Genomic DNA, 17,676 nt, shown 5'->3' with positions numbered 1-17,676 from the left:
TTGAGTGGCCAGCGATGCCGAACTTCTCGCCCACCGCGCAAGCGGTGAAGGAGAAGCCTTTGGCATCCTCGCAGACCGGCATGGGCCGACGCTGTTGCGTTACGCGTATGCCATCGTCCACGACGCGGACGACGCTCAAGATGTCGTTCAGGATACGTTCGTGACGGCGTGGCGCAAGCGTCGCCACGTGCGTATCGTGGGCGACTCGGCCTTGCCGTGGCTGCTGGCTACATGCAAGAACCACGCCTCCAACCTCCTTCGACGTCGGAAACGCAAGGCAACTGTCAATATCGGCGAGACTGACTTCGTCGACACCGCACCTTCTCCCCTTGAGCAGGTGCTCAGCCAAGAAGTGGTCACCTGGGTCTCGGCCGGAATCGCGCAACTCTCCCCCGATATGCGAACCGTAGTTGAGGCATGTCTACTTGATGACCGCTCCTACCAAGAGGTCGCCAACGACCTCGGACTGCAGGTCGCGACCGTCTCGCAACGCATCAGTCGGGCTCGCAAGAGCATGCGGGCACGGCGCGACGGCAACAACCAGGGGGTACAAACATGAACGAACTACTGAGCGACGCAGAAATCGCGCGCCGCGTCGGATCCATCAGACACAACGTCGCGCGCCAGATTCCAATCGAGCGCAAGCGCCGCAACAAGCGGATTTGGATCGTGTCGGGTGTCGTCGCAGCCGCCGTCGCAGCAACGGGCGCCGCCCTCGTCGTACGCGCCGCTAGCAACGTAATCAAGTACGAAGTGCGGTGCTACGAGGCACCATCGCTAGATGCGGACTACGGGCAAGTGCAATCCGCGCCGTGGGTTGACGACAACGGGAACACAGGCCAGCCGGAAGTCGAACCGACCACTGAATGTGCTGAACTGTGGCGCGCGGGACTCGTCGGCCAACCCACTCCCCCTGACGACCCAAACTCCGCATCCTTTGACGTACCTGAACTCGTCGCATGTGAACTCCCGGACGGCTCCTCGGCGGTATTCCCGCGGGAGACGTCATCGGCGACCAACAAGGAGTTCTGCAATGAACTTGGACTCGCGCCATGGGAGTGAGCGATCTGCCGCTCGCCGACCGATGCGTGAGACCAATAAGCGGGGGGATCCGGGGTTCTCGGGGGGCTCCGGATGCCTTTCGGGGGAACGGGGGCCCGGCGTGCAAGCGCCGGGCCCCCGTGGGCGCTTCGGTCTGCACCCACCAACCGCGACGCACCACTCGTCGTACAGCGGCATCAGAGTCAACTTCTCCATATACTTATGACGCTCTCACCGACCCGCCACCCCCCGGCTGGCCGGTGGGAGTTTTGTTTTGCATCGAAGCCTCCGCATGGTTCCGATGCACGAGAGCCGCGTCCGCGCCGCCGGAGTCATCGAGCGTGAAGGAATCCGTGAGCCCGTTCGCCCTCGGCCCCCATAGTTCTCGGCCCGCGACCGCAATCGGAGGATCGTTGTACCGAGTTATCCAGACAACGAAATGGAAACCGTATGAGTGAAGAGCGGGTCCTTGACGTCACCCAAGCAGAGATGACACTGCTCGTCTTGAGGACTGCCCTTGAGGAGTACTCCGCAAGTCAGGTTGATGACCTGCGAATTCTCGCGTATGTGGAGAAGAACCAAGCAGAACTCGATGACACGTTTGAAGGGGCGCTCGCCGAGTTCGCCAAGATGCATCCCGAAGTTCCCGCCGAACAGGCACGTGAGTTGATGGCCGGCGTCGCTGCGCTCCGGGAGAGTCGCGGCGAGGACGGGGACTTCGATAGTTTCCGCGGTCTTATTGGGGAAGTGTATGAGTTCGCGCGAAAGACCTCGCCGGATCTCGACGGACCTGCGTTGAGCGACCTAATGCGCATGTCGGCGTTCAAGCCGAGTTCTGAACGCATGCGAACGTCAATACTCGTGAATCTCATCGCGGGCTTCGAAGTCCACATCGCCGAGATCATGCGGTTGATCATCCATCACGATCCTCGTCCAGTCTTGAATGACAAGACCTCGGTCCGATGGAGCCAAGTTGCCAGCGCAGCCTCACTTGATGCTCTTCGAGACGATCTGATTGAGGACGTTGTCGACACGCAACTGCGAGGCGAGATGAGTAAGTGGCTTGGCTTCTTCGAGGACAAGTTTCAGACCAAGCCGATCGTGATATCCAAAGTCGTTCTCGAAGGCAACCTCCGCCGTCACACAGTGGTCCATGGCGGAAGTAGGGCGACACGCGAGTACATCGCGCGCTGCTCCGACAACGGGATCGACTGCTTGCCCCAAGGCTCCTACCTCGGTGTTGATGCGAACTATCTGAACCGGCTCGCGGATGAACTCTTTAGCCTGGCTTTCGAGGTTGCGGTCAACGTTGCAATGAAGGTCGGCATGAACAAGTCGTCGGAAGCGGGATTCGTCAACCTTGGCTTCCGGATGCTCATGTCACGGCGATTCGACGCGGTGCGCCTCGTCTGCGGGCGCTACGTCGACGCGAAGTTCATTGACCAGACCTCGGCCAACATCGTGCGAGCAAACTATCTCTTGGCCATGAAGAGGCTGGGTCGACTCGACGAATGCGCCCGGCTGGTGACTGACTGGGACGTGAGCGCGCTCGAGCGCCAGTACAAAGTTGCCAAGTTGATCATCACTGACCAGATCGAAGAGGCATATGTCGCGATCAAGTCGATGCTCGAGACCGGCGAACTAGAACACCGGTTCTGGATCGCGTGGCCACTGTTCGAGGACGTTCGCAACTACGAGCGAAACCTGTTCCCCGGCGCGCCGCAACCCGATTGACTTGCCGAAGCCACCTAGGGCCACTAATCTTGCAGCACTAGCAAGGAGGAGTGTAATGAGCACTTCAGACATCTAGTCGAAGACAATCAGCGGCCCGCGGTCTCACTGAGACTCGCGGGCCGCTTTCTGTTCTCTTGGTCGTCCCACTCCACCGCACTTCGCCGGCGCTCGTGGAGCATGTTGTGGACATCGTGCGGACTCCGCCCGCGCGCTAGTTGCGGCGCGGTGACGCGGGGCCCGTATCTTCACGACGTACGTCACCGACGCGAAACAGACCCTTCACACGTCTTCGATGCACCACCAAGGGGTTCCTGCAGGACGACCACCGTTTGCCAGCCACTCGATGATCGGGCGTCAATGCCTTTGACGCAGCAAGCGGCGATCGTGGCGAACCACACTTCACACCGTGTCGCTTAGCCCCGGGTAGGCAGCGCCAGCGAACCTCTGCGACCAGCGGACGCACTCCTCGTCGGACATGGTGCAAATGAAATCTGAAATGGCGCGGTAGTGCGCCTGGAGGAGCGAGTGGCGTTCGCCCTTGACGGTGCTCTTCAGTCGCTCGCCTCCATCGCGAATCCAGTCAGAAAGCGGGTGCGGAAGACTGTCGAGGTCACCGGCGCTCTTGAGCCACCTTTCGAACCCCCGAAACACAACCTCCATCATGACGCTCTGAATCTGCTGGATGACTCCCATCTGCACCGTGGATACCACGTATCGACGCGTCACAGTCTTCAGCACCTGCAACAGATGCCAACCGGGTCTTTCAAGGTAAATGTGGCTCATGCGCTTCGGCGGAGTTTGTGAGATCGACAGCGCCTCGTACAACTGCCCCAGGAGCCATGAGAGTTGACCTGTCGCAAAGGCCTGCGTGGCCGGGGAACCATCATGGCGAGAACGAAATTCATCTTCAGAGAACCGGTCGAGAACAACTCCGAGCGCGTTTGCGTACATATCTGCATCGAAGTATGCCGGGTACTCCTTAGCAAAGATGGTGCCCCAATGAAGGAATGCGTTGGTGTGCTTGTCCTCATCCAAAGCACTTTCTCGGATGCGTTTGGCGGCGGCAGCGAGGTCGTCGCACACACTGGAGAAATCGATGATTCCTTCACGGTGAAAGTCCTCCAGGTCATGAATGGCATACGCAAAATCGTCCGCGATGTCCATAACGTCGGCCTCGAGCGATCGCATCGGGCACTTGCCTGATTCGGTCTTCACCGGGATCCCCCGCCGAGTCATGGCGAACTCGAACGCATCGCGGTCGTCGACGTAGTAACCGAACTTCGGTGACTTGTGCAAAGCCTTGGTCGCCCTTTTTGACTGCCCGGCCTGCCTACTGGGCGGGCACCCGCGCGGGTACTTCTGAATCGCGGCCAGAGTCACTGCCGTGAGGTCAAGACCGTACTCTTGCGTTCCGGGCTTGTGCGTCGCGAGACGTGTGACGATTCTAAACGTCTGTGCGTTGCCTTGGAATCCGTCGGGGAGTTCCACGAGGCGCAGCAACCGATTCAGTGCCTCTTCGCCAGCATGGCCGAAAGGCGGATGGCCGAGATCGTGCGCTAACGCTGCCGCTTCGCAAGCCGCGACATCTAGCCCGCCTAAGGCGTCGACGATGTGCCCAACATCCCTATCCTTCAAGGCGCGCCGCTCGAAGTGGACGCCAATCTCCCGTGCGAGCAGGGCAACCTTGTGGGAATGCGACTCGCGCGTGTGACGCTGGCTGCGCAACGGGTCCGGCGACACAACCTGCGTCACGCCGGCGAGTCGGCGCAATGCGGGAGCGTAGTGCAGGCGCGCCACATCACGCTCCGTGGCTGTGCGGGTGTCGGTGTCGTCGGGGTCTGCCGGTATCCCGCTCCGCCGCGCGTACTTGTCCGACGAAGATTGCTGCTGCTCGCCATGAGCCACTCTTGCCCCCAGTTTGAATCGGCTCTCGCGCCAGCGATTCTTACATCAACGCGGATTAGGCACCCTGACGCGGGTGCATTGTGACTCCTTCGGGCCGCAGCAAAGTCATGACCTTGCCCCAGTCCCCGAGTCGTATGACCCGGTAGTTCTCCGCTGCAACCACGGCGTACTGGACCTGCCCAAACGTCATGTCGCGCGTCGTTGCGAGTTCCTGACAGACATCGCGCCAGGGGCCTGTTCCGCCTCGCGCCTTGAGTATGTCCACCAGGTCGCCCACGAGTGCGTTGATGCGCGCATCTCGGGTACGAACGTCCACTCTCTCGAGCAACTCCGGCATGGGTCATCCTCCAGTTGCGGTCAGCCACTTCTGACTACAGACGTGACTCTACCCTCACTAGCCGACATGGGAACGGACTAGTGGTCCGTGTCGCACTAGGGTGAGCGCTGTCAGCGGAGGATTCGACCTACTTCGACGCCGTAACCCGCCGGGCGCGCAGCGGCGCAACATCACGCCTATCCGTTCAAGTCCCTGCGACAACCTGCGGTGTGTCCCACTTGCGCGCGGCCCCAAGGCGGCGCCACTCCTCGGAAGACTCTCCCAAGAGACGGAATCATGCTGGCCGCGTGCGCTGGTGATGCAGGCGAGCGAGGCTCGCAAGCGTTCAGCGCCAGCCGCGCTAGGCAAACACCTGGAGCCGCAACCGGACGTGCAGACCAGAAGTTGGAGAACCGCTAGCCTGTCTCAGTGGTCGGCCTCCTTCTCTCAATAACCTTCGCATGCGGCGTCGTAATCGCAGCCGCACATGTCATAAACAAGGGATTTATTGCGCCCGTCTACGACGTCGTGGCGAACCTCGTGGCGTTTGTGTGTGCGACGGCGGCATCGCTCTTGCTTGAGCACTGGCTTCCAGCAGCGTTCTCGAGTGTGGCCATTGCTTGCTGGCTCGTACTCGCCCGTCGGACTTGTCTGTACCGTCGCTCGCACGGCGGCGATGCGACGCCCTCCGCGGCCCACTAGCGCGGCAACAAGCGGTTGGAGCCCGGCCGTGGACGGGAAACCGCCTCTACCCCACGACCATTCAGTACGTCACGGCGCTGATGCCGGCATTGCCAGGTCCAACACCGCGCTTCACAGCCCGCACTGATGCCGCGGCGCCGTGGGGCGGTCGCTGAGATTGACCACCCCACGGCTTCAATCAGGTCCGGACGCGGAACACCGCGCCGCAATGCCCGCACTTGGCCATTCCCGGCGTGACGCTTGAGAAGGGTCCAAGGCGGCGGTGACAACGCGGACACGGCACGTAGATAACGCGCGCACCCATCTCAGCCCCGAGTCTTGGTGCGGTCCACAAGCCGATACGTCATGTTCGGTCGCGGAGTGGGAGGGAGCGGCTCATTGCGAACGACGGTCCGCTCGACGCCAGTCTGGGCGCCGCGGGGGCCGATCTGTTCGTACTGGCCGGATGCGGGAGCGGCCTGTCCGGGCCTCAACTGCTTACTCATAGTGCTACCCCATTCGAGGGTCGTACGGAGCACCGAGAGCCGGCCAATCCTTGCGCGCCGTCTAGCACGTGTAGACGATGGGGTTAGGATGACGGAACCTGCTCCAGCAAGAAAAGGTACCGACAAGCCCGGACCCCCGGCCCGCCCGGAGGATTTCTCCGGGCTTGTCGTGTTTCCGTGCTCTCATACTAATACTTGTGTCCGACATCGCCAATGACCCCCACATGTTGTGATCTTGTCGACGTTTTACAGAGAGATCGGCTCGTCTTCGTGCTTAGGGCGAGGCGACCCAATCGCGCTGTCGTCGACTTTCACGGTGCTGGTTGCCGAGCCATTCCTCGCGAGTCCCACGCGTTCGCAAAATCGGCGTCAGCAACGCCCTACCAATAGATGTCGGGAAATCTCGAAACGTGACCATTTCCGCGCAGATTCATCTGCTAGCCGCGGTCGTGCCGCCGCGCGATACGTCATCGCCAATCCTTGTTCACCACGAAGTCCAGCAGGTAGATAGGCGACGCTGGTGTGATGGTCGCCGAGTCCTTGGACGAGTTTTGCCGCCACGGGACCCACCGAGGGGTTCAGTGCTGGGCACGCCGGTCCGGGTCCGGCAAGAGCGACAGGATAGGAACTCAATCGGCGTAGTCGAGCGGTCGCGCGTAGGCGTCGAGATCCAACGCGACGACCGTTCCTATCGCGGCCAAGCGCCGCAATAGGCGAAGTCCAAACCAAATCAACTGCGTTCCTTCGGGTGCGTACTCGAGGATGTCTCCAACCCTCTCCGCGGCTCCCGAGTCGACCGCGATCGTGAAGTCCAACTGACATCCGCCTGCGTCACTTAGCAGTCCCGCGCGGGCGGCCACTCCGTCTAGGGGCTTCCACTCCGAGCGTGTCGTCAAGAGGCCGCCGAGAATCGGCTTGGAATCCGGATCCTGTGGAGGAAAAGTACCGCCGGCGTGCGTGATCGCGACGGAGGTCCGCTGAAGTGATTTGACGCTGGCGATCTTCTCCTGAGCGTACTCAACGTGCGTAAGGTCGGCAGTCGGCTTCACCTCGAACACTGCGTAGATGCTCTCAACGGGCAGGACATCAATGCCCTTCTGCGTGAAGAACAAAGGCGAGTACTGACGGTCGTAGATCGCGAGATCGATTTGCTGACTCCGCTTGCCGCTTGAGTCGATGACGAACGCACTTCCGACCCCGTAGCGAGCGGGCAGGAAGTCGCGGAGAGTTTGAATCCAATGGGCCTCCGTCGCGTCGCCTTTGAAGGTTGGGTGCGTGACGAAGTTACCGGGAAGCCCCAGACATGCGAGCAAGACCTCTTGTTTCGCGGCGAAGGCCGCTCGGATGTCAAAGTCCGACGTCATCGCGCCCCGACTCGCCCGGTAGCAGTATCACGGTCCATGGAGCCCGGCACCAAGCCGAGAAAACTTCTGGCAGCCATGGCCTCTCCCTCCATCGGTAGTGCCACTCACCATATCGACTCGTGGTGACACAAAACAGCCGCGCCTGCATAGCGTCATCCCCGTTAGGTGCCTTGCAGCACGACCCGACCACGCCAACTAGACGGACTCTACGTCGATCGCCCGCGCATTCAGGTCGCACATTCGTCTATCCCTCGCGCTTCGACATCTCCTGCCCACCCAGAATTTGCGTAGCGACGCAGACTCGCCGTTCACGACGGCGACGATGAATGCTAGGGGCGCGCTCGTGCTCTGCGCCGCCCGACGAAAGGTTGCGTGGTCGGTTGCACTAGGCGGGAGATTCAGAGGATGGCTGTGCCAAGAGCCGACGTAGCCTACTCGCGAGTCGTGCGCTTGACGACGGAACTTCTCCAGCGCACCGTTCGCAGCGCGCGCGTCCAGCACGTAGGCGGCCCTTCGCACGTCGCGTGGCGGAATCTCAGCGAAACCGACCACGATGACGTCGCTACCGGCCCGCCAGCCGAGCAGGATTCCGCCGGTCTCGTTGGGAACCGCGCCGACGGCTGCCGCCTTTATTTCGGTGGCGACGTCGTGGGAGATGTCGAGTCCGCGACGACTGCTCACCACGAATACTCCCTCACGATGCGCCTTGCCGGCGGGGCCTCGACGCTGAGCAACTGGAGTGTCACCCGCACGGCCATTAGCGCCGCTTCTTGGACGGCGTACGGTGCAGTGGGTGACACGAGATCTCCGCACCCGGACTCGACTCCCGCGCCTGCCAGCGGCTGGCGCTGGGGGCTTTTGTGTGCGGCGCCGCTTTCGATGGGCATGACGTCGGCGATGAGGTCCTGACCGTCGTTCTCGAGGTACGTGCACACGAACTGCTTGCCTTGCTCGGCGGCGGCAAGTCGGAGCAACTCTGTCGTGACCTCGTTGGCGGTAGCGTCGACGACGCAGTCAGCCACTTCCAGGAGATTCCGCGCAGAGTCGAGATCCAGTACACGCGTTGGCACCCGGTTAATCGCAATCTCGGGCTCGAGCATCGCTGCCATCGCATCGACCTTGCGCCACCCGACCGGTCCCCGCGCCGCGTGGCGCGGCAAGTGGCCGGGCCTGAGGCGGCCGTCGTCGATCAGAATGAGTTTCCGCACCCCTGCGCGGGCGAGGCCATCTGCCACGAAGGAACCGACCGACCCCACGCCAACAACCGCGACTGTCTTGTCTCCGAGACCGGAAGCGAGGTGACCAGATCGGAGCAACCGTACGTCCTCGGTGTCTTGCGCTACCGGCAGGCCAAGGAGCGAAGGTTGCAACCTGCCTTGCGCCGCGTTTTCGAGCGCGAACCCGCCGACTTCGCCGGCCAACGAATAGCGAACGACCAGCACATCGACCCGACGCGACTGAAGAAGTTCTAGCACCTCATCAGGGTTCGGCAGGCAAGCCGCGAGACCGTCCCAATCGCGAGGTGGCTGCGGAGGCTCCCCGATGTCGACAACGTACCCATTCCGATGGCGCGTGGCGCGGGACTTCGCGTGGCGCGGAGCATCACTCCCTTTGTAGGAGAGCAGTTTCTGGTTTTGGTCATGCCCCAGGCGGATCCACTCAGGAATGGTGCCGATGTCTGGCAGTATCAGCAGGCGGTATTGGGTGCTCTGCGTCCAGTACCGCTCCAGGTCAAGGTCGGCTGTACCGCCCGCCCAACCGGCCTCCGTATTTGCGATCCACTCCACGACCTTTGCCACCAACTTGCCCGGCTCGAGCCACGGAAAGTGTCCCGGTGAGGACTCAGACCACAGGCATAGCGCGCCGTCGACCTCTTGGTGCCAGGTCGACTCGAACGCCGGCACTTTCACCCGCGGCGGACGCATCGGATATGGATACTCGAATCGGACCTCGACGTCGTTGTCACCCGTCGGCGTCGTGAGCGCGCCGCACCAATGCCCCGGCTCCCTCTCTACGAACCCGAGGTTCTCGAGTTCATAGACCAGGTCCTCGTGGGCGGCGAGAAACGCCGGGTCAACGTCCATCCACCGCGAACCTTTGATGGCCGCTCGTCACCCGAGAGTCCCCTGGCGTGGTCACTGTGGTGCTCGACGACGAGTCACAGTCAGCCGGAATGGCGTACACGGTCGTGCCGTCCGAGTTCTCTCCAAGAAGGGCGTTGAAGATGCGCGCGGCGTCGCAGCGCGACGACGTGAGCGCAACCCGTGCTCGGCGCGCCGCTGTGGCAAAGGCGGACGCCGCCGACTCCCATTCGTCGTCGGTGACTCGAAACGTGTAGAAGTTATCAGGCAACGTGGGGTTCCTGATCGGGTCACGCCGAGACAGCATGCCGGAGATCGCTTCTAGCGCGGTGACATATGCGAACCGCTGGGACTGGTACTCGACCTCGGAACGCTCGCACGCCTGATAGAGGGCCGCCTCGAAGTAGAGGCCGCCGGGCCGCTGGTCGGGGATCAACGCCCGTTTGGTTTGTCGAAGCAACTTCACTGTTGGGACGTAGAACTCGTTCATGACCCCGTTCATGTCCTCGGTCAGGCGGTTGAGGCGTTCTGGGTTCGTCTCCTGCCAACCATCGGGGTCCGTTCGATCGGGGATCTGCCAGATGTCTCCATAGGGTCGCGCGGGTACAGCGTCGACGTGAAGCCCGTTCCATTTGGGAAGCGTGACCTTGACCGACCTCGCTTGACGTTCAACGTGCTCGTTGCCGTAGCGCTTGACGAGGAGGTCGTACACGGCATTGATCACACGCTGTGGCGGAATGTCGTCGGGGAGACTGAGTAGTTTGCAGAAGACGTCCACGTCCTTGGCACGATGGATGGATACGCGACGCGCGTACGAGCCGATGAGGACTGAGTCGATGCCCCATGCGACGAGTTGGGGGTCTCTCTCGAGCGTTGCGCGCACTGACAAATGCGCTTCGATTGCCTGTGCTCGATCACCTGGCGAAGGGTTGATCACTCCAAGCGCGCCATCGAAACCGTCAGCCATGACGTACCCCCTGCTCGTTGTGCACGAGGCTTCGCGGCGCGGAGCCTTGCCCCTGGGCGATGGCCGAGTCCTTCCGCTCAATCTCGAGCAGTGAAAGCCACGGCTCACGACCAGGAGTCGTGACTCCCAAAGCGTACTAGCCAGGGCCGACACGGGCCATCAGGTCGCGGGAGACGGCGGCTGGGAGTCCACGCGCAACGAGGCGAACAAGGGTTGTGCCGAGAGTGTGGCGTACGTCGCCTGCTCGGCATCCACCATCGCTTGTGCGACGCGCGACATCTCATCGCGGTTGTCAAGCAGCGCATGTCGCGCCAACTGGTACAGGGGCGCGAGTCCACCCGTATCCCATGCCCGGACGTCTTCCTCAATCTCGTCCAAGCGGCCCGCGCGCTTGATCACCAGCCAACGGTTCACGCGCGCGCGGTCAGCGATCGATACATCCTTAACTTGTTGGCGTATGCACCAGTCGAACATGATGAAGGCCAGCGCGTCGCGGTCGTCCGTCAGGAGCCGGTACCCGTAGTCCAACACGCCTTCGACAATCTCGTCGCGGGTCGTTAGTGCGTAGGCGTCGATGGCTTCCAGGACGACCGACGCAAATGTCGTTTGGATGGCCTGAATGGCGCCGGCGAGGTACTGATCACTGACGCGCAAGACGGCGTTCTGCTCAACCATGTCAGCAGCGGAACCCGAGCGGTTGAAGTAGCGGGCAGTCGCGCGACCACGCGTGTGCGCGAGGGTGTTTCGACGGGCAAGGTGTTCGAGGATTGGAGCGGGGTCGGCGGCTCGAATGCCGTAATCCTTCGCTAATAGGTCAAGGCGCCTGTCCGCAGCCTCCATCTCAATCTTCGAGTACATGGCGTCGGCGGCAGCCGCCATGTCCTCGTCGCTGGGATCCGCTTGCCCCGGCGGTAGCGATGCCAAGACAACCGCTACCTCACCGAGGTCGTGCTCGAAGAAGCCGATCGCGAGCACTAGGAACGCCGCGCGTGCGCGATCAGATGCGGACGGCTGGGCGGCGATGCTCAGTGGCGCCGCTAGGTGCGGACGCAAGGTCTCGTGCTCAGCAATACGCGCCAACAATTCATAGACGCGCAGCAGCGACTCTTCGGTCGGTTGGTCCTGCGCAGCGTCTACGGCGGCGAGCAGTTGCCTCAGGGGCTCGGTGACGAGAGCGAGCGCTTGGGTGTCGCCGAGATCGGGTCGACGCCGCTGGATAACCCGTGCCGCGTGCGCATACCTGTCGTCGGCGTTCAGCGCGCCCTCGGCTGCGATTCTCGCGACTTGCAAGTCGGTGTGCACGGTTTGGGCGAACCCTTCGAATGTGCGGAAGAGTGCCTTGACCGCGAAGTCATGGCCGAACGCCTGGTCAACGTCGCTCTGACTGGTCACGTGCACACCCTATTGAGCCACGCCCACACCCGGCGCCCCACGCGCAGAACCATGGCAAGCAACGCGGTAAGCAGGCACAATGAGACAGCATGGCACCCACACCCGGCGTCCCTGCCCCGGCTGACCCCGTCTTTATCTCGTATCGTCAAGCAGACGGGACAGAGATCACTGCGGAACTTGCTTGGTTGTTGCGCGCAGCGGGCATCCCGGTTTGGCGTGACCGAGACGATCTGCCTCCCGGGGATACCGACGCTCGTCTCAAGCAGGCAATCGATGCCGGCATCTCCGGAGCGGTCTTCGTCGTCACACCCGACATCGCCAACAGTCGCATCGTCAAACAGGTGGAGGCCCCACGACTGGTCACGCTCCACGAGATGCACGTGGCGTTCGCATTAGCCATCGCCAACGCCGTCACTACCGCGGAAGGCGGAACAGACTACGACGCACCCGACCGCCTCCTCGAACGTCCGTCGGGATCTCTTCGCAATGTCGACCAGCACAGCGCCGACCGTGCAGGTCTCCTGGCAGTCATTCGTGGAATGGTCTGGCACCGGATCGCCTCGTCACGGGAGAGGGTCAGAGACTCTGATGAGACGTTCCGCCTGAGCGTTCAGACCCGTAATACGCCCCAGGTCTACGACCGCACCGGAGATGAACTGGACATTCGCATCAGGCCCTCCACGCATGAACGCCTGCCCAGCGCTGAAGGTCTGCGGGACCTGCAGGACGTCATTGGTCTGTTGCCCGACGCAGTCACCAGGTCGGGTGCGACCAGGGTGAGAGTTCGGGGAGGCGCCCACCTCTCAGTTGCTTTCGCCATCGGCGCCGCGATCCCGGCCTCGCGTGTGGGCGTGATGGAGATCGTCGACCAGGAAGGAGCGCCGTGGGCGAGTTCCTCCGCTGCTGACGAACACCCGGCACCGCACCTGCGGGTTGAACGAGAGGGCGGTCGCTCCGTACCCGATAACACCGCCCGACCAAACGTCGCAATCTACGTCGACATGGATCCGGTTCGCAGCGACGCGGCCTTCGATCGGCTGCTCGAGGAAACCGGCTCGGGACTCGTGGAATGGCGGCACGTCGTTAGCGCCAACGGTCGGCGTATTAGGCCGGTGGAGGCTGGGGATGTCGCGCAGGAGATAGCCCAGCACATCCGCGGGCTCTCCTACGCAAATAACAACGCGCTGGTTCACGTAGTCTTGCGGTGTCCCTTTCCTCTCGCGTCGCTCGTGGGCCGACTCACCAACACGCTGCGATGTGTCGTCTACGAATGGGACGACTCCGAAGGTGGGGGCGGGACCAACTTCAGGGCTCGATATGTGCCCACGCTGCGGATCCGCGCTTCAGCGGCGAACGGGGCGATTGAAGAGGTGCTTCTCGCCTAACGCGGGACCGCCGAGGGCGTCGCACTGAGAACGCCCGACTACTCCGACGTGCTCGCCCGAATATGGTTGGCAACGGCCGGCAAGCGGGGCGCGGCCGACCGAAGGATCTCTGAGAGACTGTCCAGCAGAAGAGATCCCTCCGCTCGTTCGAGGGTTGCACGTTGAACACCGCGACTGTGTTCGCTCTCCATGACTATTACTCCAACAGGCGTGTCGTCCCACTCAAGGCGCCGGGCAACCATGCTGCGAGAACACATCTTCATTGCGCGGGCGACTTCAACAGGAATACCGAGGTCGCGTTGGGTGTCGAGCCACACGTCTCTTTCTTCGGGCCAGTTGATTTGTGTGCACGAGCCACGGTCCCACGCCTCGCCGATGACTCCTTGGTCCTCCGGGTATACAGAACGTCCTCGAGCCGCGAGCCGTGGGCTTCGCGAATGCCGAGCCAGCATGACGAACTCATGACCCACGTGGCAATACACGGAGATCCTTTGGTGAGCCTCATTAAGTTCCAAATGAGTCGCGACGCGTCGCAGCATCGACTCTAGCGCGACCTGTAACGCATCCGACGTAGCCTTCTCCGCCTCCGTGGACGCGCGGACCTGTTCGACAAGGTTGGCGTACGAAGGCTTGAGGCGCACCGCGAAGACGATCGCCGCCCCTGCTAGCAATATTCCGGGGAATGCCCACCAAAGAGACACTGCCATCAGCGCGAGAGCGATTGAACTCAAGGTCAACAAGACTGTCGAGCCGCGACCCTGGAGAACTTCTGTGACTTGTGTTGCTCTCCGCGCTAGCCACGACGTTCGAATATCAACGCCCCCCTGATTTTCCAAGGCGAGGCCTATGCGGGAACTAGACCGGAGCCAAGCAGGCGCAAATCGTCGGCCTCTCGCTGATTGGTGTCGTTCCACTTGTCGATGGCGTCACTTACGACTCGGTCGGTGACCGCATAGAGCGACTCCTCGTTGGGCGCATCCATGATCAACGTGAGTACGACGCGTGCGCCATCCTTGGCTACTTCGATCGAGTACGCCTCAACATCCGCGAAGTTTTCTTGCATCACTTCGTTGAGGCAGTCAACAAGGCGGTCGGCCACGTGCTTGCGATGTTTCTGCGTGCCGTTGATACGGATTCGCACTGAACCCTCGTATCGCGCGGTTCGTTCGCCAAACTCACGTGCACTCACCAGATCTCGCCCTCCCGTCGCCTACAGAGTAGCCCGATTTCACTAGGGACTCGGACATTGAGTTCGTGTCGCCAGGACGCTATGCCGACGGTGTGACACTCAGTCGACTCGCCACGACACGCCACGACACGCCACGACACGCCTAGTCAACTTCCCGAGAGGGCGTACCGCCCAGTGGGAGGGTTGGCTTGTGGGTGATGGTACCGCGGCAGGCACACGTCCGACGGAAAGACCAGAATACTTGAGACACTTTGGAACCAGTAGTGTCTCAAGTTACCTGGGCATCGTGCGCGCGGGGCAGACCAGATAACTTGAGACAGGACTGCTCCGCACACGGCGATACAGTGTCATCACATGACTGACAAGGGGTGAATCATGGCGTCAGTGGAAGCCACCACGGGCCGCAAGACCAACGCAGAGGTTGCGCGCACGATGCTGATTTTCGGAGGCGTCTTCATCGCCCTCGCGGTGTTGCTGACGTTCACCGACACCACACTGGCGACTTATGTGAACCACGGCGGCGTGCTTAGTAGTTTCATCCTCCACATGTGGTCCATCGTCGTTCAGCTCGGCTACCCACTCGGCAGCTTCCTCATCGTCGGCTCGATCATCGTCAACAGGCTGCCTGAGCGTAATCAGTAGACGTTGGGGCGGTGCGCCGGTCGCGCCGCGTGCACGCTGAAACCTAGAGCCCGAGTGCGCGTTTCACGTCTTCCCACGGGATCGGTTCCTCGCCGAGGCGCGCAGTCTCTTGCCACGCAGCGTCGACCGCGCGGACATCCTGAAACTCTTCGTCTTGCTCAGTGTCACCCATGACTCCAGCATGACGTGTAGCGACATCGGAGGCTACGCGTTCTCTGCGACTGGCGGTCGCCGCAGCACCGCCCGCGCCACCACGCCCACCACGAGCGCCCAGAACGCCGCGCTCACACCAAGAATTGCGATGCCGGACGCCGCAGTGACGAACGTGAGCGCCGCTGGAATCTGCTCCCCCGGCACGTCGATCGCCGCCTTGATCGACGACGCGAAAGTACCCAACAGCGCCAAGCCAGCAACGGCCGCGATCACGCCCGCGGGCGCCAAGCTGACGAGGATCCCAAACGCGCTCGCCGCCAAACCCAGCACGATGACCACGGCGCCGGAGGTCACCGAGGCGATCCAGCGTCGGTCCTTGCTCTCCCCCGCTTCCGGGCCTGCAGCCAACGCCGCGCTGATGGCGGCAAGATTGATCGCGTGTCCACCGGCCGGCGCCCCCACCAGTGTGCCCGCTCCCGTGACGAGCATGGTGCGCCGCCACGGCACCGTGTAGCCAAGACTGGACATGACGGACACCCCAGGAACGTTCTGCGATGCCATGGTTACCAGATATAACGGTAACGCGATGCCGACCAGCGAGGCCACGGTAAACGTTGGCGCCGTGAGCTCCACCTGCGGCGACAGTGAGGAAAGTGGAACGTCAGCGCCCGCTCGGGCCACTTCGACGGCGATGACAACGGCAGCTGTGAGAAACGCGAGCGGCACCGCCCACCTGGGCACAAATCGCAACGCGACCAGCCACACGATCACCACCGGCGCCACGTCGAGCGGATTCTCGGCGAGCCCGGTCACCGGGCCCAGGCACAACTGAAACAGGATGCCAGCGAGCATCGCCTGCGCCACCGAGGTGGGGATCTTGGCGATGAGCGCGCCCAACTGCGGCAACAGGCCCGTCAGCACAATCAGCACACCAACGACGATGAACGCGCCAACGGCAGCGCTCCAGCCGCCCTCCACGACGCCGGTGGAGGCAAGCAGCGCCGCGCCCGGGGTGGACCACGCCACCGTGATGGGTAGCCGCGACCACCGAGCCAAGATGATCGAGGCGAGCCCCATCGTGGCGCTCACGGCTAGCAATCCGCTCGACGCTTGGGCGGTGGTTGCCCCAACCGCGGTGAGCCCCGTCAGCACCACCACGAACGCGCTCGTGAAACCCACCAGCGCGGTGACGACACCCGCGGTGACCGGTCGCACGACGCTTTCGGGACTAGACATGGTGACCAACGTAGCGGGCGTACGCGGCGCCAGTGGGTAGCTCGTGGCTCCGAGTTCGCGCCGCTAGCATGGCGCCATGGTGACCATCCGCCCCGTCAGTGCCAGCGACTACGAGGCATGGCGCCCGCTCTGGGACGCCTATGTCACCTTCTATGAGTCAAGCCTGCCCGACGCTGTGACGGCTGACGTCTTCTCTCGCCTCGTCGCTGGGCACGGTGTGTTTGGAGCAATGGCATGGAGTGAGAACGGCGAGGCGGTTGGCCTGGTTCACTGGCTCTTTCACCCGTCGACGTGGTCTCTCACGGACTACTGCTACCTCGAAGACCTGTACGTCTCCCCCGCTGCCCGCGGACTTGGCGTGGGACGCGCGCTCATCGACCACGTCAACGAGGCGGCCCGCGCGTCAGGAGCGCACAAGGTGTACTGGCTCACTCACGAGACCAACACCACCGCGCAGGCTCTCTACGATCGCGTTGCCGAGCGCACCGGCTTCATCCACTTTGAGCAGCCGCTCGCGGACTAGCCGAACGCCACCTCGTCGGTCTTCTTGACGTCGGCGCTCTTGCCCTCGCCGCTCGTGAAGGTCCAGTAGAGGTTGGTGTGGGAGATTACCTGCTCTGGCGGCGGTGCTCCCCACTCCGTGAGGTCCTCAGTGGTGTGGGCATCTGACACGAGTGTTACATCGTAACCCCTGGTAAACGCGCCGTGGATGGTGTTACGGATGCACGCGTCTGACTGCGCACCCACGACCGTCAGCGACCCAACGCCGAGGCGCTCAAGCACGTCCGCAAGGTCTGTCGCTTCGAACGAGTCGCCGTGGATCTTGTGAACCACCGGCTCGTCGTCGCCGATGGGAAGTTCGTCCACGTATTGCCAGCCGTCGCTGCCAATCTCGAGACCCTCGCTGTCCGAGTGCTGCACCCACACCACGGGCGTGCCGGCCGCACGGGCACGGTCCACAAGCGTGGCGATGTTCGCGACCACAGCGTCGCGGTTATACGCCCCGCCAACCACGTCCTTCTGGACGTCAACGACAAGCAGGGCCCCGTTGGGCCGGTTCTCCAAAGTAGTCATGCGGCCAGCC

At 62.5% G+C, this 17,676-nt stretch carries 17 protein-coding genes; 6 read left to right on the top strand and 11 right to left on the bottom strand.

Annotated features, from left to right (window positions below):
* Window positions 1–4: 4 nt before the first annotated feature.
* The 3 genes from QM618_RS01490 to QM618_RS01480 all read left to right on the top strand — a co-directional run bounded on the left by QM618_RS01490 (window position 5) and on the right by QM618_RS01480 (window position 2,775).
* Complete coding sequence (locus tag QM618_RS01490) at window positions 5–559, top strand: RNA polymerase sigma factor (RefSeq protein ID WP_428093890.1); 555 nt, start codon at window positions 5–7, stop codon at window positions 557–559.
* A complete protein-coding gene (locus QM618_RS01485) occupies window positions 556–1,062 on the top strand; it encodes a hypothetical protein (RefSeq protein ID WP_428093887.1) in 507 nt (168 codons plus the stop codon). The genes QM618_RS01490 and QM618_RS01485 overlap by 4 nt, the downstream gene beginning before the upstream one ends.
* 429 nt (window positions 1,063–1,491) lie before the next feature.
* Window positions 1,492–2,775, top strand: coding sequence for a hypothetical protein (locus QM618_RS01480; RefSeq protein ID WP_428093884.1), 1,284 nt, complete (start codon window positions 1,492–1,494; stop codon window positions 2,773–2,775).
* Between the two features lie 399 nt (window positions 2,776–3,174).
* Here the strand turns inward: QM618_RS01480 and dgt are convergent, their stop codons facing one another.
* The 7 genes from dgt to QM618_RS01445 all read right to left on the bottom strand — a co-directional run bounded on the left by dgt (window position 3,175) and on the right by QM618_RS01445 (window position 11,987).
* Entirely contained in the window at window positions 3,175–4,680 is a 1,506-nt protein-coding gene (gene dgt / locus QM618_RS01475; RefSeq protein ID WP_428093881.1) for a dGTP triphosphohydrolase, read from the bottom strand.
* A gap of 55 nt (window positions 4,681–4,735) precedes the next feature.
* Entirely contained in the window at window positions 4,736–5,017 is a 282-nt protein-coding gene (locus tag QM618_RS01470) for a hypothetical protein (RefSeq protein ID WP_428093878.1), read from the bottom strand.
* 1,795 nt (window positions 5,018–6,812) lie between these two features.
* On the bottom strand, window positions 6,813–7,547 hold the full coding sequence (locus QM618_RS01465; protein WP_428093875.1) for a DUF6602 domain-containing protein: 735 nt from the start codon (window positions 7,545–7,547) through the stop codon (window positions 6,813–6,815).
* A 195-nt stretch (window positions 7,548–7,742) separates the two neighbouring features.
* The gene (locus QM618_RS01460) at window positions 7,743–8,231 is read right to left on the bottom strand and encodes a Mov34/MPN/PAD-1 family protein (RefSeq protein ID WP_428093872.1); all 489 of its coding nucleotides are present in this window, start codon (window positions 8,229–8,231) and stop codon (window positions 7,743–7,745) included.
* The gene (locus QM618_RS01455) at window positions 8,225–9,631 is read right to left on the bottom strand and encodes a ThiF family adenylyltransferase (RefSeq protein ID WP_428093868.1); all 1,407 of its coding nucleotides are present in this window, start codon (window positions 9,629–9,631) and stop codon (window positions 8,225–8,227) included. Before QM618_RS01455 ends, QM618_RS01460 begins: the two co-directional genes overlap by 7 nt.
* Window positions 9,621–10,595: an SMODS domain-containing nucleotidyltransferase gene (locus QM618_RS01450; protein WP_428093864.1), complete on the bottom strand. Its 975-nt coding sequence runs from the start codon at window positions 10,593–10,595 to the stop codon at window positions 9,621–9,623. The genes QM618_RS01455 and QM618_RS01450 overlap by 11 nt, the downstream gene beginning before the upstream one ends.
* 159 nt (window positions 10,596–10,754) lie before the next feature.
* Window positions 10,755–11,987, bottom strand: a complete 1,233-nt coding sequence (locus QM618_RS01445; RefSeq protein WP_428093861.1) for a hypothetical protein — start codon at window positions 11,985–11,987, stop codon at window positions 10,755–10,757.
* 89 nt (window positions 11,988–12,076) lie between these two features.
* On the opposite strand from QM618_RS01445, the gene QM618_RS01440 reads away from it, so the two are divergent.
* Window positions 12,077–13,372, top strand: a complete 1,296-nt coding sequence (locus tag QM618_RS01440) for an SAVED domain-containing protein (RefSeq protein WP_428093858.1) — start codon at window positions 12,077–12,079, stop codon at window positions 13,370–13,372.
* Window positions 13,373–14,216: 844 nt separating this feature from the next.
* On the opposite strand, the gene QM618_RS01435 is transcribed toward QM618_RS01440, so the two are convergent.
* A complete protein-coding gene (locus QM618_RS01435) occupies window positions 14,217–14,513 on the bottom strand; it encodes a hypothetical protein (protein ID WP_428093855.1) in 297 nt (98 codons plus the stop codon).
* A 423-nt stretch (window positions 14,514–14,936) separates the two neighbouring features.
* Here QM618_RS01435 and QM618_RS01430 point away from each other — a divergent pair, with 423 nt between their 5' ends.
* Window positions 14,937–15,203, top strand: a complete 267-nt coding sequence (locus QM618_RS01430) for a hypothetical protein (RefSeq protein ID WP_428093852.1) — start codon at window positions 14,937–14,939, stop codon at window positions 15,201–15,203.
* Window positions 15,204–15,246: 43 nt separating this feature from the next.
* Here QM618_RS01430 and QM618_RS01425 read toward each other — a convergent pair whose 3' ends face one another.
* Together QM618_RS01425 and QM618_RS01420 are read right to left on the bottom strand one after the other, a co-directional pair.
* Window positions 15,247–15,375: a hypothetical protein gene (locus QM618_RS01425; RefSeq protein WP_428093849.1), complete on the bottom strand. Its 129-nt coding sequence runs from the start codon at window positions 15,373–15,375 to the stop codon at window positions 15,247–15,249.
* A 32-nt stretch (window positions 15,376–15,407) separates the two neighbouring features.
* Window positions 15,408–16,592 carry a benzoate/H(+) symporter BenE family transporter gene (locus tag QM618_RS01420; protein ID WP_428093845.1) on the bottom strand — a complete coding sequence of 395 codons (1,185 nt, stop codon included), beginning with the start codon at window positions 16,590–16,592 and terminating at the stop codon, window positions 15,408–15,410.
* 76 nt (window positions 16,593–16,668) lie between these two features.
* On the opposite strand from QM618_RS01420, the gene QM618_RS01415 reads away from it, so the two are divergent.
* Entirely contained in the window at window positions 16,669–17,115 is a 447-nt protein-coding gene (locus QM618_RS01415; RefSeq protein ID WP_428093841.1) for an N-acetyltransferase family protein, read from the top strand.
* On the opposite strand, the gene QM618_RS01410 is transcribed toward QM618_RS01415, so the two are convergent.
* Complete coding sequence (locus tag QM618_RS01410; protein WP_428093837.1) at window positions 17,112–17,666, bottom strand: cysteine hydrolase family protein; 555 nt, start codon at window positions 17,664–17,666, stop codon at window positions 17,112–17,114. The two genes, QM618_RS01415 and QM618_RS01410, sit on opposite strands and share 4 nt — an antisense overlap.
* Window positions 17,667–17,676 lie beyond the last annotated feature (10 nt).

The sequence above is a fragment of the Demequina sp. genome, assembly GCF_049841215.1.
Lineage (GTDB): Bacteria > Actinomycetota > Actinomycetes > Actinomycetales > Demequinaceae > Demequina.
Note: the sequence above shows the minus strand (reverse complement) of the source record. Positions and strands in the feature narration are given on the sequence as shown.